We start from the raw sequence: 24,059 nt of genomic DNA, 5'->3' as shown, positions 1-24,059 counted from the left end.
AACCCCAACACCTTAAAACCCCAAAACTCCAACGCCCATCCCCAGGGCGGTAACCTTTCCCGCGATGGATCCGCTGGTCTCTCAGGTCAATGTCGACGATTCCGAGCACCGGGCGAACCGGGCGGCGATGGATACCGTGCTGGCCGATTACCGGGCGCGCATGGAACGCGCGATGCTCGGCGGCGGCCCGGACGCGGTAGCCAAGCACAAGAAGCGGGGGAAGCTTTTGGCCCGCGAGAGAATCGATGCCCTCCTCGATGACGGCGCCCCGTTTCTCGAATTTTCCACCCTCGCCGCAAACGGAATGTATGGCGACGAAGCGACGGGGGCGGGCATCGTCACCGGCATTGGCCGGATCCACAACCGCGAATGCATCCTTGTAGCGAACGACGCCACCGTTAAGGGAGGCACCTATTTTCCGATCACGGTAAAGAAGCACCTTCGCGCCCAAGAGATCGCGTTGGAAAACCGGCTTCCGTGTATCTACCTGGTCGACTCCGGCGGAGCGTTTTTGCCGCTGCAGAGCGAAGTCTTCCCAGACCGAGACCATTTCGGGCGGATTTTCTACAATCAGGCCCAGCTCTCGTCGAAAGGCGTCCCCCAAATCGCCTCCGTCATGGGCTCATGCACCGCCGGCGGCGCATATGTGCCGGCGATGAGCGACGAGACGGTCATCGTGAAGGAGCAAGGAACGATCTTCCTGGGCGGCCCACCGCTCGTCAGAGCGGCTACGGGCGAAGAGGTCTCGGCCGAAGATCTCGGCGGAGCCGACGTGCATACGCGATTATCCGGCGTGGCCGATCACCTCGCGGATGACGACGCGCACGCGCTGGAAATAGTAAGGAATATCGTCGAAGCTCTCGGCGAGCCTAACGCCCAGCGCCTAACGCCCAACGCCCCCGCCGATCCCCTGTACAGTCCGGAAGAGCTCTACTCCCTCGTCCCCACCGATGCGAAGACGCCGATGAAGATGCGTGAGGTGTTGGCAAGAATTCTTGACGGCAGCCGTCTACACGAGTTCAAAGCTCGCTACGGAACCACCCTCATCTGCGGCTTTGCCCGAATCCACGGACACTTGGTCGGCATTCTCGCCAACGACGGGATCCTCTTCTCGGAATCCTCGCTTAAGGGAGCGCATTTCATCGAGCTCTGCTGCCAGCGGGGCGTTCCGCTCGTGTTCTTCCAAAACATCACCGGGTTTATGATCGGGCGGAAGTATGAAAACGAAGGGATCGCCAAGAACGGCGCCAAGTTGGTGACCGCGGTCTCGACGGCGAATGTGCCGAAGTTCACCGTCATCGTCGGCGGCTCGTACGGAGCCGGAAATTACGGCATGTGCGGTCGTGCCTATCAGCCTCGCCAGCTTTGGATGTGGCCGAACGCACGAATCTCGGTGATGGGAGGCGAGCAGGCATCGAACGTCCTGCTCACCGTAAAGCTGGACCAGCTCGCCGCCCGGGGCGAAACGATGTCGACGGACGAGCAGGACGCCTTCCGGGCGCCGACTTTGGCCAAGTACGCGGAGGAATCGAGTTGCTATTACTCGACGGCGAGGCTGTGGGACGACGGGATCATCGACCCCGTCGACACCCGCCGCGTTCTCGCTTTGGGAATCGAGGCCGCGGCGAGTGCCCCAGTCCAGCCGGCCGGATTCAGCATGTTCAGGATGTAGCCGCCGGGCCCCCTCCTCGTCGATGTTCGTGCGATGAGCAGGGGGTTGGGGGTGGAGAACTCAGTGACCCGCCGGGTCAAAGACCTTAGCCAGGGCGTCGAAGACCCCTGGAACGGAAGCACCAAATTCCCGACCCGGAGGGTCGCAGAACAATCCCAGGCGGCGGGAGGGATGTTGAGATCCGGACTTCTCCACCCCCCAACCCCCTCCTCATCGCAACTAGAACAAGGTCGGCAAGCCACTAACTCGTCGTGCGACGAGGAGGGGGCTCCGGACGCGCCGCACCTACTTACTCAGCGAGAGGGCCTGATCCAGGTCGGCCAAAATGTCGTCCACATTCTCCAATCCGACACTGAGCCGAATAAAGTCGGGGGTTACCCCCGCGCTTTGCTGTTCCGCCTCGGAGAGCTGCTGGTGCGTGGTGCTCGCCGGGTGGATCACCAGCGACTTGGCGTCGCCGACGTTGGCGAGCAGGCTGAAGATCTGGAGACCGTCGATGAACTTGAGCGCCGCATCGTATCCTCCTTCGATTCCGAACCCAATGATTGCCCCGTATTGACCACGGTAGTGGTACTTGGCCGCCGTTGCATGGTCTGGGTGGCTCGATAGCCCCGGATACGTCACCCACTTCACCTGCGGGTGGCCCTGAAGGAACTCGGCCACCCGCTTCCCGTTAGTCGAGTGACGCTCCATACGGAGGTGAAGCGTCTCCAGCCCTTGAAGGAGGAGGAACGAGTTGAACGGCGAAATGCAGCCACCCGTGTCGCGCAGTCCCTGGACCCGTGCCTTGAGGCCGAATGCCACGTTTCCGAGCCCGGGGAAGTTTCCGAAGACCTCCCAGAACTTCAGCCCGTGGTAGCTCGGATCCGGATCGGTGAAGTTCTTGAACCGGCCACTCGCGCCCCAGTCGAAGTTTCCTCCGTCGATCACCACGCCGCCGATGGAAGTGCCGTGGCCGCCGATGAACTTCGTGGCCGAGTGAACCACGATGTTCGCCCCATGCTCGAACGGCTTGAGCAAGTACGGCGTGGGGAAGGTGTTGTCGATCATGATCGGAATCCCCGCTTGCTTGGCGATAGCGGAGACTTCCGCGAACGGGAAGGTGTCGAGGCGCGGATTCCCGACCGACTCGCCATAGATCAACTTGGTCTTATCAGTGATCGCCCGGCGGAAGTTTTCCGGATCGCTCGGGTCGACGAACTTCACTTTGATCCCGTATTTGGGCAAAGTGTAGTGAAACAGGTTGTAAGTGCCTCCATAAAGCGATGTGCTGGAAATGACCTCATCCCCCGCCTCCGCGATCATCGTGATAGCGAGGGTTTCGGCGGCTTGCCCGCTCGCCGTCGCCACTGCGTGGGTTCCACCTTCAAGCGCCGCCATCCGCTGCTCGAAGACGTCGGTTGTCGGATTCATCACCCGCGTGTAAAGATTTCCGAACTCTTCCAGGGCGAACAGCCTCGCCGCGTGCGAGGTGTCGTCGAAAACATAGCTCGTGGTTTGATAGATTGGAACCGCGCGAGCCTTCGTCCCAGGGTCCACCGTCTGGCCGCCGTGCAGGGCGAGGGTTTCGAAATTCTTCGGAATGTTGTTATCGCTTGCCATTTGATCTCTCCATTAATCAATGCAGCCTAGCTTTATTACGAGCATAGATGCGACAAGGTCCTAACGTGCTGAGGCAACAGCTTTTCACTTCCGAACTCTCAGCGGCGCTTCTTTTTCCAATGTTAATGAAAGTCGGTGTATGATGTCCCATTGAGGACCTGCCACCGAAAACTCAGTAGGCCGGAGCCCAAGGACCTCATGAATGCGAATATGTCTGGCGACGCCCGCGGCTAGTGCCGCCTTGGCGAACGTCATTGAGGTCCCGCTTTTCAGGGCGGGATCGGTGAGTACGGGATCGTTTTGGCGATCCTATATGAGTACTTCCATGTCGACGGCGGCTTTCCGCCTCGCATCCCTGCCCGCCGGCTAGCTTAGCCGTTCTCGTTTCCTAATCAGAACGAGCACGCGGGCGTGTGCCTTCGCGTGCCATTGACGCCACGAGGAGATCTTATTCTATGCGTAAAGCCTTTACCCTCATCGAACTGCTTGTCGTGATCGCAATCATCGCGATCCTGGCGGCCATCCTCTTCCCTGTTTTCGCCCAAGCGAAAGCGGCGGCTAAGAAGACCGCCTGCATGAGCAATCTGAAGCAAATCAACCTTGGCTTCCAAATGTATCTGGGAGATAGCGACGACACCTTCGTTCCTTGGACCACCAATGCGTGCAACACGGAGACCCCGATCAACGGGGGAGGATCGTTCGACACCGGCTACCTATATAACAACCGAATCGCGCCGTACATCAAGAACGGCGTAGACCCGGCGACCGGAAAGCTGAGCGGAGTGTGGGAGTGCCCGTCGATCAAGTCGTCGACCAGTGCTATCACCAACAATTACGCTTACAACTACTATTCGCTGGGCGGTACCCACAACTGTCCGCAGATCAACGCGGGCCCGCTCAACGCAAGCTTTGCGCCGTTTAACGACACGCAATACACGAAACCGGCCAACGCAACGACTCTTGGACGGCCCGCAGAGATCTACGTGATCGCCGATGGCCCGCAGCTCATGCGCCCGCCGGCGTACATCGACTCGGCCGGTACGGGAGCGATTCAGAACGTCGGCGTTTGGGGATCGCACCAGATCGGTACGGGCGTCGTGGCCCCGTCGGCGGCAGCCGGCGCGAATGTGACGAGACTTCCGTTCCACACGGGGCGAAAGTCCAATGTCGGCTATGCGGATGGCCACGTGAAGTCGATCACCACGATGAATATGGTCTCCAACAAAGTGATCATGGAGAACGGCGCGTGGCGGGGGGCGCTGCTGGGAGGTGGCACTCCCGAGGGAAATCCCGGGTGGGCGCGTGACTGGCAGTAAATTCCTGCCGATCCTGCTGACTGCCGCCGTCATGGCGGCGGCAGGCTGCGGCGCCAAAGAGGACCCGGATGTTTCGAAGCCGGTCGATCGATCGGCGGTAGCGGCGCCGGCGCCGTCGAACGTGCCGATCAAGCCGGACGGTTCGCAAATCGACCCCAGCCAGAAGGCGCAGGTCGACGCGGAACAACGGCCCTGACAGACAGAAAACCTGCCGCCCGACATCCATCGAGCGCAGGTTTTCGATCCTAAAGCTTTTTGATGCGAAACGAGAGGGTGCCCGACATCTCGGCATAGGTTCCCTCGGCGCGAAGTAGTTGGCCGCGGCCAACCCGGTACCAGGAATGAACCGTCATCACCGGCGCGGAGTTGCCCCCGCCAAAGACGACCTGCTCGGCGAGCTCCATCCCCTCGGGCCTAAAGCCGATGACGCATCCCGTGACCTTCAGCGCGCCAACCCCCTCCACCATGTAGGATGCCAACTCGAACGTCCCCTCCGGACCGGGCGGCGAGGAAGGAAGAATAAAGGCTAGGAGCGGGTAGACGTAGGTGTTCAACGCACCGCCCCCGTTTAGCTTCTGTGGTGGACCGGATGGTCCGAGCTCGAAGGGGATCACGCCGAAGAGTCGGCGACTCACCACTTGGTCATCCATCTGCGCTCGGAGATTTTCCAACCTCGCTACGACGATCCGTTGGAGCTTCTCCGGCCCAGCTTTCTCGTTCTCCAGCCGCATTTCGTACGAATACTTCGCGTGTCCGTTCGGGCTGCTCCACTCGCTCTCGACCGAATACCGCGTTACCTCGCCCGGGCGAATCTGCCGTTGGTAGAAGATCTCCGGCGTTGGTAGATAGACGGAGGGAATCTGAAAGATCGGCATTGAAGTTAAGACGCTCCCAACGCAGGATATTACGTGGCCATCGGCGTTCGATATAAGGCAAAGTCTGGGGAATGAAGCGTATCGCTTTTGCGGTGGCGGCCTTGGCAAGCCTCGCGGTTGGGACGACGGTGGTTATGAGAGACCTCCGAGTGGGCGACAAGACTAGGGACGGCATCGTCGTTCCCACTGGACGGGCGGTCGCTGCCACCGGCAGGACGGCAATGATTGCCGGAGGCGGCGTGGACGCGGTCGTCCTCCCGGGCGGATTCGCCGCCGTTAAACACTCGGACGGCATCACTGTTTTCCGCCTGAGCGACGGCAAGACGGTTGCCGAAGAGAAGCTACCTGGAGGCGCTTCCCTCACCGGAATCGCCGCCTCTCCCGGCGGAAAGACAATCGCCGCCTCTAACGCTAACGACTCGATCTACCTTTGGTCGCGGGTCGGGGATAAGCTCACTCCCCTTTCTCCCATTAAGCTGGCCCCGGCAAAAGCGGGAGGCGCACCGTACCCTTGCGGGCTACGTTTCGTCGACAACCGACAGTTGGCCGTCGCCGTGCACCGCGATAACTCGGTTCAGATCGTGAACCTCGACAGCGGCAGCGTGGAGAAACGGATCGAGGTCGACGTCGCTCCTTACTCATTGGTAGAAGATGGAAAGGGGGCTCTGTTCGTAAGCTGCTGGTCCATCCGGACCCCGGTCGGCAGCGAAACCGCGCCTGCCTCGGGGACCGACGTTCCGGTGGATAAGCGGGGGATCGGTACCTTCGGTTCTCTATGCAAAATCGATTTGCGGTCGGGCGAGGTCGTGGGGAGGGCGCGGACTCCGCTTCAGCCGACGGAGGTCGTTCTCCAGGGACGAAACGTCTTGGTGGCCTGTGCCAACAGCACGGATGTCGTAGCCTTCGATCGTGCCTCGATGATGCCTCAGGGAAGATTCCGCGGCTCGAAGCAAGAAGGAGGGGCGCCCAGCTCTTTAGCCGTCGACGGAGATCGCCTGCTCGTCGCCTACAGCGGGCTGGACAAGGTCGCCGCGTTCAATCTAAGGGATAGGCGGTGGATCGGTTCCATTCACACCGCCTGGTATCCCACCGTCGTAAGGGCGGCCGATCATGGTTTGCTGGTGGTCACTTCGAAAGGGATCGGGAGTCGTTCCGGGCATAGTCCAAAGCGTTCCGTGGGCGATTTCACCGGAAGCGTAAGCTTCGACCCAAGGCCGGCTTTCAACGCTAGCAAGATTTCCGACCTCTCGAGCGGACCACGCCGTTCTGTACCTGCCGCCGTACCGGTTCCCCGCCGTCCGGGTGAACCCAGCCTGTTCCAACACGTGGTTTACGTGATTAAGGAGAATCGGACCTACGATCAGATCCTTGGGGACATAAAAACCGGCGACGGCGACCCAGACCTGGTGATGTATGGCGACAACGTCACCCCGAACCACCACGCCCTCGCCCGGCAGTTCGCGCTTTTGGACAACTACTATTGCAACGGCATCAACAGCGCGGACGGCCACGCTTGGACGACGGAGGCGAACGCAACGACTTACTTCGAGCGAAGCCATGGCGGCTGGACCCGAAGCTACCCGTTCGGGGACGACCCGCTCGCTACTTCGCATTCCGGCTACCTATGGGATAGCGCGTTGGATCACGGCCTGAGCGTGTACAACTTCGGCGAATTCGACTACGCCGAGCCGGATCCGCACCGGTCATGGACACAGCTCTACCAAGCTTTTCTTGCCGGCGAGCAGCCCAAGTTCAAACAGAACATCGGAGTTCGGCGGCTTCGCGAGGTCTCGGATCGCGATTTTCCGGGGTGGAACCTGGGGATTCCGGACGTGCTCAGGGCCGACCGCTTCGTGCGGCGGCTTAAGGAATGGGAGGAGAAAGGCGCGATGCCTCGCCTAACCATCCTGTACCTTCCTCAAGACCACACGAGCGGAGGCAGCGCGGGCGCCCCAACCCCGCGGGCACACGTCGCGGATAACGATTTGGCCCTGGGACGTTCGATCGAGGCGATCAGCCACAGCCGTTTCTGGCCCTCCACCGTCGTTTTTGTGATCGAAGACGATCCGCAGGACGGATTCGATCACGTCGATGGCCACCGCAGCCTGTGCTTGATTGCAAGTCCTTATACGAAGCGGGCGACGACTATTTCACGCTTCTATAACCAAACCTCGGTTGTCCGCACGATGGAGCTGATCCTCGGTCTGCCGCCAATGAACCGCAACGATGCCGAGGCTAACCCGATGGATGACTGCTTCCAAAACGTGGCGAACCTCACTCCTTACACGGCGTTGCCGAACCGCGTTCCTTTGGACGAGCTTAACCGGGGCGGTAAGGAGACGGCGATGCGATTGGACCGTCCCGACCAAGTCGATGCCGATCGCCTCAACCGAACCCTGTGGCGGTTGGCAGGCAAGCAGACCCCGTACCCGGCCAAGTACGCCGGCGCCCACGGAAAAGGGTTGAAGGCCAAGAGACTCATAACGGCCGAAGAAGTCGACTAACGTGGCACTGGCATCTTGCCAGTGGGTCCCATATCCTTCCAGGGCATGGCCAAATTGGTTTACATTTCCCTAATCTGATTTCACCCGTAGCCCGTGGCTTTAGCCGCGGTTCAAGGTTCAACCGGGGATAAATCCCCGGGCTACGGGTGAACCTACTTTGTCAATCTATTTTGTTGATGACCATCCAGGACAGGGCCGATCTAGGCGACCAGGATCACCCTGGGATCATCGGCTGGGAGCCGTTGCTACGGTTACACGGCCAGGATGGTCGTGAAACGCATGGGCTGGAAGCCCATGCCAGGCGTTAGAGGGCGCCGGCGGATTTGCCGTCTGGATCGAGGTTGGTGTAGCCCATGCTGCTTTCCGGCATCGTCGGCTCCATCCAGACTCCTCGGGATTTAAAGTGGAAGATCGTCCACGCCCGGGGATTTCCTTTCGAAGCCGGGTTCATTCGCTCGTCGGCAAAGAAGCTGGCATGCCCGTCCGCAAATGCGAGGTTCGCACCTTGGTTATAGAGCGTGTACTGCTGAAGCTGGTTATCAAAGTCGCTGGCCTGAAGCGTCGAGTACAAGCAACCCCAACTCTGAGCGGAAGGGGCCACCGTGCTGGAAAGCATGAATGCGATCGTGTTTGCGGGCGACATCACTTCCACGTTGTTCATCGGACGGCTGAAACGGTGGGTCCCATCGGGCGACCAGGCAAAGGAATCGTTCTTGTCTGAGCCGCTGCCGAAGCTGCCATCGCTGCCGAGCATCCAGTTCATCGCGTAATTGTTCGTCAGGTCCATGCCGGTGGCGTGGGCGCACGCGCCGGTGTAGCTCCCCTTCTTGGAAAAATACGGCGAGCGGAATACGTCGTAGCTCTTGACGTAGGGGGCCAACCGGAGTCCCCAGCCGTTCCAGGCGTTGCCGGAGGCATCTACGGACGCGTCCCGGGCCGGCGACCAACTAAGATCGGAGGCCGGCGAACCAACGGGCGCGAACACCCCGTCTGCGTCCAAAAGATAAATCGACGCGCCCTGTGAAAGCTGCTTGAGGTTGGTGAGGTCATCGGCGCTTTTGGCGGCGTCTCGACCTTGGCCAAAGACCGGGAAGAGAACCGCGGCGAGCACCGCGACAATCGCCATCACCACCAGAAGCTCAACTAGCGTAAAACCACGGAAGCGGCGGGGCGACGGACCCGGATAGCAAAAAGGCATTGCAATTCACAGGCGCAAACCCGCGCCGAAATACGATATTGGCAGAAGAATTAGGCATCTTCACCAGTCGCGAAAACTTACACGCGTAAGCGGCGACAAATTTGCTATCTGCGATTACTTTTCCCGGCAGTGAAACGATGGGCGGGGACGAGGGGTATACAGGATCGTCATGATTTCCTACAAGTTTTCGGCGGTCGTCTTCGCGGTCGCGGCCCTTGGAACCTCCGCACTCGCGCAAAGCCCCGTTGGTACCTGGTCCGGACATCTTGAAATGTCCATGCCGGCGATGCCCGCCAACACTCCGCCTCAGCAGCGCCAGATGGCCACCCAGATGATGGCGATGGCCAAGAAGATGACGATCACCCTCGTCTTCAACAAGAACAAGACCTACACGATCAACGCCAAAGGCGGAATGGTTCCGGCGAACTCTAAGGGGCAGACCGGCGATTGGTCGCAGAGCGGCCGTACGATTACCCTGAAGTCGCCGAAGAAGCCTTCCGGAATGGGCGGCGAGCCGCAGACCGCGACTTTGAGCGCGGACGGCAAGACGATTACCATGACCCCACCGACCCACGGCGGTCCGGCGGCCAAGATCGTCTTCAAAAAGGGCTGATCTGACCAATGCAGCGGTTGGCGAGTACTCGCCAACCGCTAGCCGTTTAGCGAGATCGTCGGGGTAGGCGCCGGCAAGGTGGCCGCCCCTTCGTCGGGAGTTACCGCGGTTCCGACCGCGAAATACTCGATCACATGGCTGTCCCAGCCGTGGCTATTCTCCTTGACTTGGACTCCGACGATCCCGGCGGCTCCTTCCCTCTCCGCCTCGGCCTGCATTCTGGACATCGCCAGCTCCCGGGCGTAGTAGAGCGCCTGCGTGTAGTTCGTCATTTCGATATTCCGGCCCGCCTGCTTCAGCGCCTGCCGGATTCCTTGGTGAGCGACGTGGTAGACACACGAGCCCATGACCATGGAAACCGGCCGAAATCCGGTGCGCAGCAAGGTCCAGAAGTCTTGGCCGCTAAGGTCGGAGGTGAATGGACGCTTGTCGTTCGTTCGGTAGTTTCCACCGCTGCGGTGCTTGACGGCGGTGCCGATCGCCATAAACTCGGCCATCGAGGCTCCCCACTCGTAGCGCGAGACTTCCAAGCGCACGCCGACGACTCCGTCGGCTCCCAATAGATCGGCCTCCTCCTCCATCCGCGTCATGGCGAACTCCCGCGCTTCGTACATCGCCTGGCTTAGAACGTCGAGCTCCTGGTTCTGGTAGAAGCTGGCGATCTGAATTCCGATGTGGTAGATCGAGCTTCCCATGACCAGGCCGACCGGATCGAAGCCGGCTTCCCGAATCAGCGCGAATTCGTTGACGGAAAGATCGCTGGTAAAGAGCGGCTTCCGCCCTTCCCCGCCCCGCATATTCTGCAGCCGCCGCTTGGCGGATTCCGGTAACCCCTCAACCTGACCTGGCTCGTATGGCATTTGCTCAATCTTACAACGGTTGGAGGTCAGAGGTTGAGGAGGCCGCTAAGCGCGGCCTTGGTTCGCGCATTCGACCTCATTCGCTCCTCGATCGCGGCGCCGACTTCTTCGATCCATGTTTCGATATCGAGCGGCTCGCTTTTAAGGCTGATACCGCGGACAACGTGAGTTCGGGTGGCTCGGATTTGCCCTTTCGCGCCGGAATCGATCTCGTATTGGAAGTCGCCTAGCGAAACCCGCACTCCCGAAACCGTCTTGCGGGACAGGAATCCTCCGGAGAGAATGACTTCCGTCGACTCCGGAAGCCCCTGCTGGAGCACCCGGCACAGGCCGGGCACGAACTCCTTCGCGTCCGACGCCAATTCTCGCGCCAATGCGGCCGCCACGCCCATTGAGACCAAATCGTGCTCTTCTGGCATCGATGTCGTATACCCGGTGAAGCAAGTGGTGCCCGCCATGCGTACAATCTTTGAAGATGCCTGAACTCGACTCGCGGAAACAAACGGTCCTCCAGGCGATCGTTCTGGAATACATCACGACGGCCGAGCCGGTCGCCAGCGAGATGTTGGTGCAGAAGTACGACTTAGGGGTCAAGTCGGCGACGATCCGGAACGAGATGGCCGAGATGTCGGAGCTCGGATTTCTGGAGCAGCCTCACACCAGCGCCGGCCGCATCCCCAGCGATCTCGGATACCGCTATTACGTTGACCGCCTGATCGTCCAGCGCCACCCCGGTGAAGCCGAGAAGCAGCGTCTGCGCGACGCCACCGACGATGGCGAAGCGCTCCACACCTTGCTTCGCGACACGATGCGCGCCTTGAGCCGGGTCACCCATTTGTTGGGTGTGGCGACCACCGTTCGCGACACCAGCGTGACCGTACGCACGGCCGTCTTCAGCGCCCTCGGCCCCTCGCAGGCGCTCCTGGTGCTGGTGCTGAGCAACGGTCACGTTGAAAACCGCATGATCGAATGCCCGCCCGGTCTTACCCTCGAGGATATCGGCAAAACCAACGAGGCCCTCACACTGTCTATCGGCGGTAAGGACCTGCGGAACCTCAGCAAGATCAAAACGAGCGGAACGCTCGGAAATCCGGCCGTGGACAAGCTGATGGGGGTGCTCACGACAACGATCCGCTCGATCGCCCGCGAGCTAACCCGGGGAAAGATGATCACTGAGGGGGAGGAGTTCCTCTTCGCTCAACCCGAATTTCAGCGCGATGCCGGCATGCTAGCCGACTTGCTGCACCAAATGTCCGAGTCGGCAATCCTCTACGAAGCCGTAACCCCCGGCGAAGCCGTTCGGCCGGTGATCATTGGCCGCGAAAATCGGAACGAGCGAATGCGCCAACTCTCGGTCGTCCGCCACAGCTTCTTTGTAGGGGAAAACGAAGCCGGCGTAGTCGCCCTCGTCGGCCCCACCCGCATGCGCTACGACGCCAGCATCCCGCTCGTTAGCTACACCGCGAAAGCGCTAAGCGATTCCCTAACCCGGTTCTTCGGCTAGAGGATCACGCCCTGACCTTTTCGAGATGTCGATAGATATTCTTAAGGCGCTCGTAACTCGCGCCCAAACCATAATCTCCACCAAGCCACGCAGCAGGTTTCGCCAAAGCCCTTCACGTCAAGTCTCGCAACCTATCACGTTGCGCCGCAGTATCTGGGCGGAGCAAAAAGCGGAGACACTATCGCACTCGATGCTGCATTCCATCAGAAGATTACGAACGAGTTCCGGACTCTACGGGATCGTGTCACGGAACGTCTACTGTGCGTCGAAAGGGTTCAAGAATAAGTGGGCTCCATTCGATCCCATTCTCGATTGAGGCCCAAGATGCTGGCCGGCGCTGCCCGGCCAGCCTGTGACCGCGATTAGTGCGGCTTGTTTGCCTTCTTCATCTTCTCGGCCATGGCGGCTTCGTACTTCTCGTACTCGGCGTTGTCGACGGTGAAGTCGTTGACCATGAAGTTGGTGTTCTTGAAGTCCCAGTTCTGACCCATATCCGTGAAAGTCAACCGAGTGGCGACGCCCTGCTGGAACGACCGGTGGGTCGGGTCGGCCAAGGGTGGGTTGACGATCTTTGGCGCGCCAGTGAAGCCGCCGTCGATCAGATGACCTGAGATGTCGCTGACCTTGCCGACACTCACGAGGAACTCCTTCCCTTCCATCCGGCGACTGATGGGCACGTACCTGATCTCGCGACTCTTCGCACTAGGCGCGAACAGGTGCTTGGCGACATCGACCAGCGCGGCCCGTTGCTGCGGATTGGCTCGCTCGTCGATATAGACGCTATCGAGATCCCAGCTCCCGAACGACTCCAGCATCGACTTCCCATCGGGACTCTTCACGAATTGGGCGACGGCCAATCCGTCGAGCGGGACGGAGCCGTATCTGCCGGATTTGATAAACACGACCTGATTGCCACTGCATGCCATGCGGCTCGGCATCGAGCCAAACCAACACGGGCAAGCGGCGTTACAGGAGCAGGCCTCGACAAGCTGGCCGGTGATCTTCCAGTTCGTCTTCACAGGGCGAATGTGCTTTCTGACTGGATCGCTTGCGGGGTGGACGCTGGCGGCCAAAAGCAAAGCAAGCAACGACAAAGTAAGTTTCTGAAGCATCAGGGTTCCTCCTTCGTTGACCTTTCCAGGCAATTGTACTAGAGTTTTTGCCGTGCGAAACGGCGATTATTGGAGCTCTTCGCAAGATGCGCGGTCTTGGAAGAACCGGATGAGCGACCGGCGCCATGAACCCTTTTGCCGGGAAAGATGGGAATTAGTCGAAGTTTCGAGCGGGAACGGGCGTCATAGTGAGCGTTGCTGGGTGTAATAAGAGCTATCAGCCCGCTTTCCGGAGGACCCCATTTGAAGAAGATGTTCATCGCGGCACTCGCCGTGCTCGCCGCTACCGCGGCATTCGCCCAAGTCGACCCTGCCCGCACCGTCGTTATCGTCAACGGTGAGGAGATCAAGGGGGGCGAGTATTACCACCGCATGGAGTTCCTTCCCGGCGTTGGCAAAAAGACCGGCGCTACGATCAGCGAATTCCCCCCCGGCTTCCTAACCATCGAGCAGCTCATCACCGAGCGGCTCGTATTCCAGCTCGCAAAGAAGAAGGGCGTCTCGCCAACCGACATGGAGGTCGACGCCGAGTACCGCAATCGGAAGGAAGAGACCCCGAACCTCGATGAGCTCTGGATCGGCACCGGCCGCAGTCTGGACGACCTCCGCTACCAAATTCGTTACGAGCTCGCCCAATTCAAAATCCAAACCTTCGGCGTGACGGTGACCGATCAAGAGGTCGCCAGCTACTTCAACGCCCACCCCGACGAGTTCACGATCCCAAAGAAGTATCAGCTCCGGGTCATCGTCGTGAAGGCCGACGCCGACAAGAGCGCGGTGGACAGCGCCCTGTCGGGCGGAACCTCCTTCGCCGACACCGCGAAGAAGTACAGCACCGACCTCACCAAGGGGATCGGCGGCGAATATGGCCAAGTGCCGGAAACGATGCTGGGCGCCTCGGTCCGAAACGCCATCGCGGCGACAAAGATCGGCGGCACCACCGACTGGATTCCTACCCAGCTTCAGGGCGGGGAAACCGCGTACGTGAAGTTCCTCGTCGAGAACATCATCGCGGCGAAGAAGCTCTCCCTCGACGATAAGCTAAAGGTACGAGTTCGCAAGAAGCTCATGATGGACCGAGGCAATGTCAAGAACAACATCGACAAAGAAATGAAGGCGATGCGTCTGGATGCCAAGATCGACATCAAGGAGCCGAACTTCGCCGACGCTTACCGAAAGTTCATCGACGCCTATCTGAAGCAAGGCGGTTAAACCACCTCGCCCCAACAAAAAAGACGCCCCGCTCTACTTAGAGCGGGTCGTCTTTTTGCTTTGTTGGTCTTACGCCGACTTGATTTCGATGTCGACGCCGCTCGGGAGGTCGAGGCGCATTAGCGCATCGATCGTCTTGTTGGTCGGCTCGAGGATGTCGATGAGCCGGTTGTGGGTCCGAAGCTCGAAGTGCTCCATCGACTCCTTGTCGATGTGCGGGCCGCGGATGACGCAGAACTTGCGGATGTGGGTAGGAAGCGGGATCGGGCCCGAAACACGGGCGCCGGTGCGCTTCGCCTGGTCGACGATCTTCTCCGCCGAGCTGTCAATAATACGGTGATCGTAGGCGCGAAGCCTAATGCGAATTTTAATTCCTGCCATTGATACTTTCTCTTGTCCGTCTCAGGCGCAAACGCGCCCGAACGAGTTTCGACCGTGAATTCCGAACGCCGGCAATCAGCGCCCCAACCTCTCGGCGGCAATCATTGTACCATCGTGGCGCCGGCTTCCAGCCGGTAGCCCTTCTCCGTCACGGTTTGCCGGGTAAGAGGCTACCGGCTGGAAGCCGGCGCCACGGGTACCCTTAGAAGAATGATTGAGCGATATACCACCCCTGCCATGAACGCCATTTGGTCCCGTGAAGCCAAATACCAGCGGTGGCAGGAGGTGGAGATCGCGATCGTCGAAGCTCACGCGCAACTTGGCGCGGTACCCGCGGAGGCGCTGGAAACAGTACGCGCGAAATCCAGTTTCGACCTCGCCCGGTGCGACGAGATCGAGAAAGAAACCCGTCACGACCTCATGGCGTTCGTCCGGAATCTCTCCGAGAACATCGGCGAAGCCGGCCGTTACGTTCACATGGGTGTCACCAGTTACGACGTGATCGACACCGCCCTCGGAATGATGTTGCGAGACTCCGGCGATGTCCTGATCCGCAGCGCCGAGGCGCTGGGGACGGAGATCAAGCGGCTCGCGAACGAACACGCGATGACTCCCGAAATTGGGCGGACCCACGGCATCCACGCCGAGCCGATCACCTTCGGCTTCAAGGCGGCCAACTGGTACGCCGAGCTCTCGCGAAACATCGAGCGCCTCAAGCAAGCACGCGAGGACATCGCGGTCGGCAAAGTCTCCGGCGCGGTGGGAATCCACGCGATCACGTCCCCAGAAATGGAGACGATCGTCTGCGAGCGCCTGGGTCTTCGCCCCGATCCGGCCAGCACGCAAATCATCAACCGCGACCGACACGCTAACTTTCTAAACGTCCTCGCCCTCCTCGGCGCTGGACTGGAGCGGATCGCTACCGAGTTGCGGAACCTGCAGCGGACGGAGATTCTGGAGGTCCAGGAGGCATTCGCCCAGGGTCAGACCGGCAGCAGCGCAATGCCGCACAAGCGGAACCCTTGGAACTCGGAGACGGTTTGCGGCCTCGCCCGACTGCTCCGCGGTAACTCCCACGCGATGCTCGAAAGCGTGGCCACCTGGCACGAGCGCGACCTGACCAACTCCTCCTTGGAGCGAATCGTCTTCCCCGATTCGTGCCAGCTTGCGGACTTCATGCTGGGACGGCTGACGACGATCCTGAAGGGATTGGTCGTGTTCCCCGAGAACATGGCGAAGAACTTGCGTCAGATGGGAGACTTGGTCTTCAGCGAGCATGTAATGATCGCCCTCATCCATGCCGGCATGTCGCGGGAAGCCGCCTACAAAGTCGCCCAGCGGAACGCCGCGAAGGCGTGGGAAGGGTTCGACTTCAAGTCGAGCGTCGCTGAAGATCCCGATGTCCGGGAGCGCCTCACTCCCGAAGAAGTCGAAGAGCTGTTCAGCCTCGATCACCATTTGCGTCACGCGGAGCACACTTTGTTGGCGACCGGCGTTCGCCCCGCGTAACTTTGGCCGGCACTACGAATGAGCGAAGATTAAGGGGAAAGGACCTAGGACTGCCTGAAACAATTGCTGGGGTCTCTCCTTCAATAACTTCGTGAGGCGCGGTGGCGTTTGCCCGCCCGCCTACTGAAAGAGGAGAGCCCCTATGCTGAAAAGACTTACCTTGGCCGCGCTAGCCACGATCTCGATGTCGGCGTTCGCCCAGAACACGATGACCACCACCGAATACCAAACTTCTCGCCCCATGATGTGGAGCGACAAGGATTGGGACATGTCCGGAAAGTCGGATATGGAGGTTCGAAAAGCCGTCGAGTCGCGAGCGAACGACGTGCTTAGCGGTGGCGACCGCTATTGCCTCGCTACGATGCTCGATCGAGCCCCTTCCAGCGTCGAACACGCGCTCTTGTGGGGCCTTGCGAATAGCCACAAACAGGCGATCATGATCAACGATCGCATGCTGGCCTATCGGTTCCCCGATACCACGGTCACGACGACCAGCACGACGACTACCGACACCACCGGTACCACCACGACGACCGTCGCAACGACCACGACCCCCGACTGGAACGCCTCGAACATGGATTGGTCCAACACCGAGGCGAGTTGGCGGCCGATGCGCATGGTCATGACCAAATCGATCAAGCCGAAGGATCTGAGCTATATCGAAGCTCTGGACATCCTGAAGTCCGACCTGAATGACACGTCCGCCGGAATCCTCACGGATTGGTGGAACAACACCGCCAGCGACCGGCAGAAGGACGTCCTCGTGCGGATGGTGAAGGGCGACGCCCGAATGGCCGACGCCATCTACTATCCATCGGTGTACACGCACCGCACCTATTCCTGGGTCACGACCCAGTAATCGGACACTCAAATAGCGTAGCGACCTCGGGAAGGCAACTTCCCGAGGTCGCTATTTTTCTGGCTCAGTCCTTCCAAGCTTTGCCAAGATCTTCCGGTAGCGGCAGCGCCACCTTCGCGAGATCCCGGTTCACCAGGGTGCCGGCGATCTTCCCCCAGTCGAAAGTGTGAACGAGGCGGGCGTGGCCGTCGACAAACGAAACCGCCCGGAGACCATCCGGCCACGGCTTCGATTCGTAGAACATTACGATTTCCGCGGGGTTTTTGATCGACGCTTTGGCCACCCCGCCGACCGAGCTGTTGAACCTGATCTCGCTCTTCGGGTTCTCGGTTTTCCAGGTGGATTTGTCCTTGACGTAGGGCCAAGTCACCACCTTGAGCGATTTCAGATTACGAACGTTTGGATAGATCCCGTCTGCGTCCTCGGCATACATATTGAGCGCGATCGCCAGCGCCTTGGTGTTGACGACCGCCCCGATCTGCTTGACCTGCAACTGAGGGCTAAGCTGGCGCTGGAAGCCGACGGCAGAAGCCACCGCGACCGCCGACAGGGCAAAAACGAGAGAGCGACGCATAATGCCTATCTTATCCCGCCGGTTTCCAGTCCTTTCCGTAATTGAGAGGAAAAGGCTTGCCCGATGCCGGAAGCCAACGGGTTAGGAATTTCTGCATCTTTTTCCACTCTTCCTGATCCACTCGCTTGACGTGGCCATCCAGGAAACCCACGGTTCGTTTGCCATCCGGCCAGGCTTTGGATTCGTAAACCATCGGGGTTTCCGCCGGGGCCTCGAACGCGGGCATACTTACCCCTCCCACCGCGAGGTTGAATCTAAACTCCCCTCCATTGGGGTTTCTAGTTTCCCACGCCTTGATGTTCTTCAGGTACGGGTAGGTCACGTACTGAACCGCGTGAGTGCCTTGAGCGTAAGGCAGAACGTCGTCATAGTCGTTCGTGTACATAACTAGGGACAGCGCAACCTGCTTCATGTTGCTCACCGTTACGGTTTCGTCGGCCCTCTCCCCCACCGCGTCCATCACTGTCGGGGCTCTCCCCGCACCGAGAATCCTTCGGAAGTTGTCGGGAGTCATCTTGGGCGCGTATTCGATTTCTTGGATCGCGTTCAGCTTCACGAGGGCCAGCCGCAGATCCGTGGGCAAAGGTGCCGGCTTCTCCGCCTCTTGACCCGGAACGCGTGCCGTCCTCATGACAAAATCCACCGGGTTGAGGTCGAGCTTATAGGAAACCAGGAATCGCTCGGCGCCAACTAGCACGATATCCCCTTTCGTCCAACTAAGAGCTAGCGCCTTCTGGAGGTCGAGGTTTTGCGCCCCTCCCGTCGTAGAGACGCCGAGCATCATGAACGGCAACATGCCCGCGACCGGATCCGGAGCCGCGCCGGTAGAAATACGAACCGCGTGATAGTCGGCGCTGAGATCGGCCGCCTGCATCGTCAGCGGGACTCGAAGCCCGCTAAGCAGGCCAGAAATTGCCGGATCGGTCTCCACGCCTTGGGCGATGACCAAGCTATAGGGAGCAAGCAATGAAGCAACAATGGCAATGCGGGCTAGAAGCAACGATTTCATAAAGCAAATCCCTCAAGAGATACACGGAGGATAGCAGTTGACGCATGATGGACAAATGCTTTCACGTCGCCACTTCGTGAGCGCCGCCGTGGCGCTCGCGGCGTTCCGAAACGATACGCTCGACCGGGTCGAACGGTTGATGCTCACCACCGACGCCGACCCGGAGGTAGCCGCGCAGGACGAGGAGTTTTGGGGCGGGATTCAGCAAGCGTTCTCGCTGGATCGGAACGTGGTCAACTTCAACAACGGCGGCTGTTCCCCATCACCGCGAGTCGTGCAAGACGTACTGCGGCGGCAAATCGAGTTCAGTAATCAGGCTCCCAGCCAGGTGATGTGGCAGCAGCTCGAACCGGAAGTCGAATCCGTTCGCCGCCGCCTCGCCCGCACATTTGGTTGCGACGCCGAAGAGATCGCGATCACCCGCAACGCGAGTGAATCGCTGGAGAATGTCCTTTTCGGTCTGGATCTCCCCCGCGGCGCCGAGGTGCTGACGACCACCAGCGACTACCCCCGGAATATCACCACGCTTCAGCAGCGGGAGCGGCGTGACGGCATCCGAATGGTTCAGGTGGTCCCGCCGACGGTTCCGAAAGATCCTCGCGAGCTGGTCGACATCTTCGAAAGAGGGATCACAAAGGAAACGAAGCTGATCCTCGTCTCTCAGGTGTCGTTCTTGAACGGTCAGATCTTCCCCGTCCGTCAGGTCTGCGAGCTAGGCAACCGGCATGGGATCCCCGTCCTGGTGGACGGGGCTCACGCGTTTGCCCAGTTCCCGTTTATGCGCGACGACTTGGCCTGCGACTTCTACGGGACGTCCCTCCACAAGTGGCTGATGGCGCCCCTCGGTACCGGATTTCTCCACATCCGGAAATCGCGCATTCCCGAGGTCTGGTCCCTGATGGCTTCCAGCGAAGCTCAGAAGGGAGATATCCGCAAGTTCGAAGAGATCGGCACCCACCCAGCGGCTAACCACAACGCGATCGGAGAGGCCCTCACCTTCCACGAGATGATCGGCGTCGAGCGCAAAGCGGCCCGGTTCCGCTATCTACGACATCGATGGACCGACAAGATCGTCGACCTGCCGAAGGTCAAGTTCTCGACCAACCTTGATCCCCGCCACTCGTGCGCCCTCACCCTGGTTTCCATCGACGACATCAAGCCTGGCGACCTCCAGGCCTGGCTCCTGGCCAAGCATTCGATCTACACGACAACGATCGGCACCGATCACATGTCCGGTATCCGAGTCACCCCGAACGTCTACTCGACCGTCGACGAAATCGATCGCTTCGCGGAGGCGATGCGGATTGCCGCGACGAAAGGAATTGGATGAGGGCGTTGTGGCGTTAAGGCGTTGGGCGTTTCCGTCGACGGGACGGATGGCACCCCTGAGACCTATGAGACAGGCAGCCACCTCTGCTACAGCCTAATACCATAACACTCGAACCCCCTTCCCGCCTAACGCCCAACGCCTTAACGCTCAACGCCCATCCGAACCCCGGTATCCTTCTTAACCGTGTCTGAAGCCGGTCCGGAGAAGGTTTGTACCTACGATCCGCTCCATGAGTTGATGGCGCGGTTTGAGACGGTTAAGCTCTCCAGCGGGTCGGCCGATCCGTTCGAAGGGCTTGGCGTTGAGGACCGGCTGAAGAAGCACATCGTCGACGGGATCAAGAAGAACCTCGAGCGCGACCTCGACGAGGCGATGGCCGTCTATCCGCCGTTGCAGATCATTAACGAGATCCTGCTCGACGGTATGAAAACCGTCGGTGAGCTGTTCGGCTCCGGCAAGATGCAGCTTCCGTTCGTGCTCCAGAGCGCGGAGGTGATGAAGACGGCGGTGCGCCACCTGGAGCCGCATATGGAGAAGGTCGAAGGATCGGAGAAAGGCTCGATCTTGCTGGCCACCGTCGCCGGGGACGTCCACGACATCGGCAAGAACCTCGTCGACATCATCCTTTCGAACAACGGCTACCGGGTCGTCAACATTGGCATCAAGCAACCGATCAACTCGATCCTCGAAAAAGCCGAAGAACACCGCTGCCAAGTCATCGGCATGAGCGGACTCCTCGTAAAAAGCACGCTCATCATGCGCGACAACCTGCTGGAGATGAACCAGCGCGGGTTGAGCGATATGCCGGTCATTCTCGGCGGAGCCGCGCTTACCCGAGGATACGTCGAGCAAGATCTTAGGGACATCTACGAGGGCCAGGTCTTTTACGCCCAGGACGCTTTCGAGGGGCTGCGCCTCATGGGCGATCTCGGCCGAACCGGCACCGCAACCTTGGAGCGTCCGGCTCCCGCGGTGGAAGAAGTCGATGAGGCGACGCCCCGGGTGCAGAGCCACCGGGTCGGAGTCATCGACTCCGCGCTCTACGTCTTCACCGGCGAGCGCTCCGATGTCGAGCCCGTCGCCGAACCGCCGAAGCTCCCTTTCTACGGCGACCGCAAGCACACCAAGTTCGACATTTTCGAGCTGTACAAGTACATCAACCCGATCGCCCTATTCCGTGGCCAGTGGCAATATAAGCGCCCGGACGGCATGTCCAACCCGGAATTCACCCAATGGCTCGCGGAAAACGTCGAACCGGTCTTCGAGCGTCTCAAGCGAGAGTTGGCGTCGGTTCTCAAGCCGCGCGTTAAATGGGGCTACTTCCCTTGCGCCAGCGAAGGGAACGACCTGATCATTTATCAAGACGACGCCCGAACCGAGCGAACCCGGTTCAACTTCCCTCGCCAGCGAGACGGCCGGCGTCAGTGCCTCAGCGATTTCTTCCAGCCAGTAGGCTCCGGAATTGTCGATACCGTAGCCTTCCACGTGGTCACCGTCGGCGGAGATACTTCTGTGCTGGAAAGGAGTCTCTTCGATCGAGGCGACTACCAGGACTACCTGTACGTACACGGCATGGGGGTCGAGACGGCGGAGGCGTTGGCCGAGTATTGGCACCGTCAGATCCGCCTCGAGATGGGAATCGGCGACCAGGAGCCCGAGGAGATGCGGCTCCTCTTCAGTGCCCGCTACCACGGCGCTCGTTACTCCTTCGGCTACCCCGCCTGCCCTAACTTAGAGGATCAGGCAAAGCTCTTCGATCTCCTGCGTCCGGAAGAGATCGGCCTGGAGCTAAGCGAGGAATTCATGTTAGTCCCCGAGCAAAGCACCAGCGCGATCATCGTCCACCATCCCGACGCGAAGTACTTCAACATCCGCTAATTCCTGCATAGGCTGACATGGCCCCCTGCCAGCATTCTCCCTTCCGCGCATCCACCCTGGAAGGGTGCCAGAAATTAGCCCCGGGTTTCCTACCCGGGGAAGAGGTGCCGGTCTGAACCGACCCCGGAGCGGGTCGCAGAACCGTCTACGGGACATGCCCGTCGAGATACGCGATCGTATTGTTCAAGCCGTATCTGGGCGGACTCGGCACCGTGGTCGTCGGACCAGTTGCGTTTCTGTTCAGGAGCGTCGAATCGAAGATCGAAATCATCGTCGCCGGATTGTCGAACTCGGCGAAGCTGTGCGAAGCGATCCCCTGGTTTAGGGCAAAGCCGTAATTCGCTGGATTCGCAAGCTCCACCGCCGGCGAGCGGAAACTGTTGGCAGTCGTTACGTAAGGCGAGAGTTGGTCCATCCACTTGCCGGCGAAAGGAAGCCGGTCGTCGTAATCGCTACCGTACATCGCCATCCCGAGCGCAACGCGTTTGAGGCGTGTGCGCGACTCCTGATACAGGTCGGCCGGGGGAGTTTGATCGGTGATCTCGTCCTGAACGTGGCCATCCAGATAGGCGATCGTATTCCGCGTGATGTACCGCGGCGGCGTGGGCATTGTGTCCAGCGAAGCCGTCGCGTCTGCCCTTAACACCCTGGAGTCGAAGAACGTGACGACCGATGCCGGGCTTGAAAACTCGGTAAAGGTGTGACCGGCGACTGCCGAATTCAACGCGTATCCAAAGTGCGAGTCCTCGAGCGCGGGCGAGTGGAACGCCTCCGGATCGTGGACATAAGGAGTCAGCCCCTCCATCCAGGAGTCAGCCAACGGCAGCCGCTCGTCCCAATCCCCCATATACATGAACAGCCCTCGATTGAGCGTCTTAAGGCGGGCAACGGACAACGGATACACAGACGAGCGTCCCGTGCTCCCACCGCCACAACCACCGGCGAGTAAAGCACCAAGGCCGGCAACTAGAGTGAGAAAGGCAATCCGACCCAGAGGCATCTGCAACATCCAACCAAAGACGATCGTCATTGAACGAGTGTTCGTTAAGATTCTGGTTCAAACCCAATCCAGATAGCGAGCGTTTGGCTGGGCGTTCTGCCGGATGTTTTGGTCGAGAGCGCGCTCTTACAATAGCCATCAAGGGATGGGAAGCGTTTCGGGTGCTTTCTAGAGGCACCGGGAAATGGCGGCTCATAGCTCCGTGCTACCGGGCAATCACTTTGCCGAAAAGTTAGAACCGTCGACGGAACGACAATTCATTCGATGCATGACCAGCTATCGCTGAGCTGAGGACGCAACCGAAGTGGAGCCACCGACGACTGGTGAGGGAACTCAACCAGCTTAGGCACATTTTGGTCCACACCTTCGACCCTGGTGTTTGGCACCGTGATTCGTTCGCCCCCAATCGGCCAAGGCCGCGGTTCTACAGGTATCTCATTCCTAAGGTTCTGCATCATAAGCCGCGACCGAAGATAGTAATTCTCACTTAAAGGTACGAACAAATTGATGACCGTTCGGTTAGAATCGGCGCGATTGGTGCAATATGTCAGTTTGCAAAATGCCGACTCGGCCCTGGTTTCGTCGTGTTTGTATCGGGCTCGCCCTCTGTGTCTTGTACGGGTCAGCTCCGGGATCTATAAATTCCGTCCTCCGCTACGGCGCCCGGGTTGCGCAAGGTGAGCCGGGGATGTACACGGACGATATCGTCCCTTTTAACGAGCCTCCAGATGCCTCTCGTGATGAGGCAGGGCGAGGCGGCGTTTGGGATGCGAGTTCTGTCACCGAGCTAGGAAAGGTTCAAACTCTGCAAGAGAATGGCCAGTTATTACCGGAAGCCGCACCAGTTGCGGCAACGCTAAATCCCAATGGCGGAGGACTCGGCGGTGATGGGACAACCTCCGGTACGACCGGGTCGACAGGAACCACTACTGGTAGCACTACCGGAACGAGTTCGTCGACGACAGGCACCTCCGCAGGTACAACAGGAACTTCAGGAGGCACAACCGGAACATCCACTGGTGCGGCCGGGGATCCAGGCGGTGGAGGCACA

21 protein-coding genes are annotated in these 24,059 nt (G+C 59.8%); 11 read left to right on the top strand and 10 right to left on the bottom strand.

Annotated features, from left to right (window positions below; translation table 11 throughout):
- Nucleotides 1-64: 64 nt before the first annotated feature.
- Nucleotides 65-1,672, top strand: a complete 1,608-nt coding sequence (locus tag OP10G_RS19700) for a carboxyl transferase domain-containing protein (RefSeq protein WP_025228716.1) — start codon at nucleotides 65-67, stop codon at nucleotides 1,670-1,672.
- A 285-nt stretch (nucleotides 1,673-1,957) separates the two neighbouring features.
- Here OP10G_RS19700 and OP10G_RS19695 read toward each other — a convergent pair whose 3' ends face one another.
- Nucleotides 1,958-3,256 (bottom strand): O-acetylhomoserine aminocarboxypropyltransferase/cysteine synthase family protein, encoded by a 1,299-nt coding sequence (locus tag OP10G_RS19695; RefSeq protein WP_025228717.1) that lies wholly within the window; start codon nucleotides 3,254-3,256, stop codon nucleotides 1,958-1,960.
- A 473-nt stretch (nucleotides 3,257-3,729) separates the two neighbouring features.
- Between OP10G_RS19695 and OP10G_RS25125 the strand changes: the two genes are divergently transcribed.
- Both OP10G_RS25125 and OP10G_RS19685 read left to right on the top strand, forming a co-directional pair.
- Nucleotides 3,730-4,590 (top strand): prepilin-type N-terminal cleavage/methylation domain-containing protein, encoded by an 861-nt coding sequence (locus tag OP10G_RS25125; protein WP_025228718.1) that lies wholly within the window; start codon nucleotides 3,730-3,732, stop codon nucleotides 4,588-4,590.
- Nucleotides 4,577-4,786, top strand: a complete 210-nt coding sequence (locus OP10G_RS19685) for a hypothetical protein (RefSeq protein ID WP_038473438.1) — start codon at nucleotides 4,577-4,579, stop codon at nucleotides 4,784-4,786. The genes OP10G_RS25125 and OP10G_RS19685 overlap by 14 nt, the downstream gene beginning before the upstream one ends.
- Before the next feature lie 49 nt (nucleotides 4,787-4,835).
- Here the strand turns inward: OP10G_RS19685 and OP10G_RS19680 are convergent, their stop codons facing one another.
- A complete protein-coding gene (locus OP10G_RS19680; protein WP_025228719.1) occupies nucleotides 4,836-5,465 on the bottom strand; it encodes a hypothetical protein in 630 nt (209 codons plus the stop codon).
- Nucleotides 5,466-5,536: 71 nt separating this feature from the next.
- Here OP10G_RS19680 and OP10G_RS19675 point away from each other — a divergent pair, with 71 nt between their 5' ends.
- Nucleotides 5,537-7,969, top strand: a complete 2,433-nt coding sequence (locus tag OP10G_RS19675) for an alkaline phosphatase family protein (protein ID WP_025228720.1) — start codon at nucleotides 5,537-5,539, stop codon at nucleotides 7,967-7,969.
- Between the two features lie 304 nt (nucleotides 7,970-8,273).
- Here OP10G_RS19675 and OP10G_RS27025 read toward each other — a convergent pair whose 3' ends face one another.
- A complete protein-coding gene (locus tag OP10G_RS27025; protein WP_052547855.1) occupies nucleotides 8,274-9,167 on the bottom strand; it encodes a type II secretion system protein in 894 nt (297 codons plus the stop codon).
- A gap of 169 nt (nucleotides 9,168-9,336) precedes the next feature.
- Between OP10G_RS27025 and OP10G_RS19665 the strand changes: the two genes are divergently transcribed.
- Complete coding sequence (locus tag OP10G_RS19665) at nucleotides 9,337-9,780, top strand: hypothetical protein (protein WP_025228722.1); 444 nt, start codon at nucleotides 9,337-9,339, stop codon at nucleotides 9,778-9,780.
- Nucleotides 9,781-9,818: 38 nt separating this feature from the next.
- On the opposite strand, the gene OP10G_RS19660 is transcribed toward OP10G_RS19665, so the two are convergent.
- Nucleotides 9,819-10,640: a heavy metal-binding domain-containing protein gene (locus OP10G_RS19660; protein ID WP_025228723.1), complete on the bottom strand. Its 822-nt coding sequence runs from the start codon at nucleotides 10,638-10,640 to the stop codon at nucleotides 9,819-9,821.
- Nucleotides 10,641-10,666: 26 nt separating this feature from the next.
- Nucleotides 10,667-11,059: a hypothetical protein gene (locus OP10G_RS19655; RefSeq protein ID WP_144241264.1), complete on the bottom strand. Its 393-nt coding sequence runs from the start codon at nucleotides 11,057-11,059 to the stop codon at nucleotides 10,667-10,669.
- Between the two features lie 56 nt (nucleotides 11,060-11,115).
- On the opposite strand from OP10G_RS19655, the gene hrcA reads away from it, so the two are divergent.
- A complete protein-coding gene (gene hrcA, locus OP10G_RS25115; RefSeq protein WP_025228725.1) occupies nucleotides 11,116-12,144 on the top strand; it encodes a heat-inducible transcriptional repressor HrcA in 1,029 nt (342 codons plus the stop codon).
- A gap of 362 nt (nucleotides 12,145-12,506) precedes the next feature.
- Here the strand turns inward: hrcA and OP10G_RS25110 are convergent, their stop codons facing one another.
- The gene (locus tag OP10G_RS25110; protein ID WP_144241263.1) at nucleotides 12,507-13,256 is read right to left on the bottom strand and encodes a DUF1326 domain-containing protein; all 750 of its coding nucleotides are present in this window, start codon (nucleotides 13,254-13,256) and stop codon (nucleotides 12,507-12,509) included.
- Nucleotides 13,257-13,508: 252 nt separating this feature from the next.
- Between OP10G_RS25110 and OP10G_RS19640 the strand changes: the two genes are divergently transcribed.
- Nucleotides 13,509-14,468, top strand: a complete 960-nt coding sequence (locus tag OP10G_RS19640) for a peptidylprolyl isomerase (RefSeq protein WP_227625149.1) — start codon at nucleotides 13,509-13,511, stop codon at nucleotides 14,466-14,468.
- 69 nt (nucleotides 14,469-14,537) lie between these two features.
- On the opposite strand, the gene rpsJ is transcribed toward OP10G_RS19640, so the two are convergent.
- Complete coding sequence (gene rpsJ / locus OP10G_RS19635) at nucleotides 14,538-14,849, bottom strand: 30S ribosomal protein S10 (RefSeq protein WP_025228728.1); 312 nt, start codon at nucleotides 14,847-14,849, stop codon at nucleotides 14,538-14,540.
- Between the two features lie 210 nt (nucleotides 14,850-15,059).
- Between rpsJ and purB the strand changes: the two genes are divergently transcribed.
- Both purB and OP10G_RS27245 read left to right on the top strand, forming a co-directional pair.
- Entirely contained in the window at nucleotides 15,060-16,358 is a 1,299-nt protein-coding gene (purB, locus tag OP10G_RS19630; protein ID WP_025228729.1) for an adenylosuccinate lyase, read from the top strand.
- A 142-nt stretch (nucleotides 16,359-16,500) separates the two neighbouring features.
- Nucleotides 16,501-17,217 (top strand): hypothetical protein, encoded by a 717-nt coding sequence (locus OP10G_RS27245; RefSeq protein ID WP_025228730.1) that lies wholly within the window; start codon nucleotides 16,501-16,503, stop codon nucleotides 17,215-17,217.
- Nucleotides 17,218-17,281: 64 nt separating this feature from the next.
- On the opposite strand, the gene OP10G_RS19620 is transcribed toward OP10G_RS27245, so the two are convergent.
- Together OP10G_RS19620 and OP10G_RS19615 are read right to left on the bottom strand one after the other, a co-directional pair.
- Complete coding sequence (locus OP10G_RS19620) at nucleotides 17,282-17,791, bottom strand: hypothetical protein (protein ID WP_025228731.1); 510 nt, start codon at nucleotides 17,789-17,791, stop codon at nucleotides 17,282-17,284.
- A gap of 10 nt (nucleotides 17,792-17,801) precedes the next feature.
- Nucleotides 17,802-18,800 carry a hypothetical protein gene (locus OP10G_RS19615; RefSeq protein ID WP_025228732.1) on the bottom strand — a complete coding sequence of 333 codons (999 nt, stop codon included), beginning with the start codon at nucleotides 18,798-18,800 and terminating at the stop codon, nucleotides 17,802-17,804.
- Between the two features lie 55 nt (nucleotides 18,801-18,855).
- Between OP10G_RS19615 and OP10G_RS19610 the strand changes: the two genes are divergently transcribed.
- Together OP10G_RS19610 and OP10G_RS19605 are read left to right on the top strand one after the other, a co-directional pair.
- Nucleotides 18,856-20,130 (top strand): aminotransferase class V-fold PLP-dependent enzyme, encoded by a 1,275-nt coding sequence (locus tag OP10G_RS19610; protein WP_025228733.1) that lies wholly within the window; start codon nucleotides 18,856-18,858, stop codon nucleotides 20,128-20,130.
- Nucleotides 20,131-20,313: 183 nt separating this feature from the next.
- A complete protein-coding gene (locus OP10G_RS19605) occupies nucleotides 20,314-22,008 on the top strand; it encodes a vitamin B12 dependent-methionine synthase activation domain-containing protein (protein ID WP_025228734.1) in 1,695 nt (564 codons plus the stop codon).
- A 145-nt stretch (nucleotides 22,009-22,153) separates the two neighbouring features.
- On the opposite strand, the gene OP10G_RS19600 is transcribed toward OP10G_RS19605, so the two are convergent.
- Entirely contained in the window at nucleotides 22,154-23,038 is an 885-nt protein-coding gene (locus OP10G_RS19600; RefSeq protein ID WP_025228735.1) for a hypothetical protein, read from the bottom strand.
- Nucleotides 23,039-24,059 lie beyond the last annotated feature (1,021 nt).

The sequence above is a fragment of the Fimbriimonas ginsengisoli Gsoil 348 genome (assembly GCF_000724625.1).
Lineage (GTDB): Bacteria > Armatimonadota > Fimbriimonadia > Fimbriimonadales > Fimbriimonadaceae > Fimbriimonas > Fimbriimonas ginsengisoli.
Note: the sequence above shows the minus strand (reverse complement) of the source record. Positions and strands in the feature narration are given on the sequence as shown.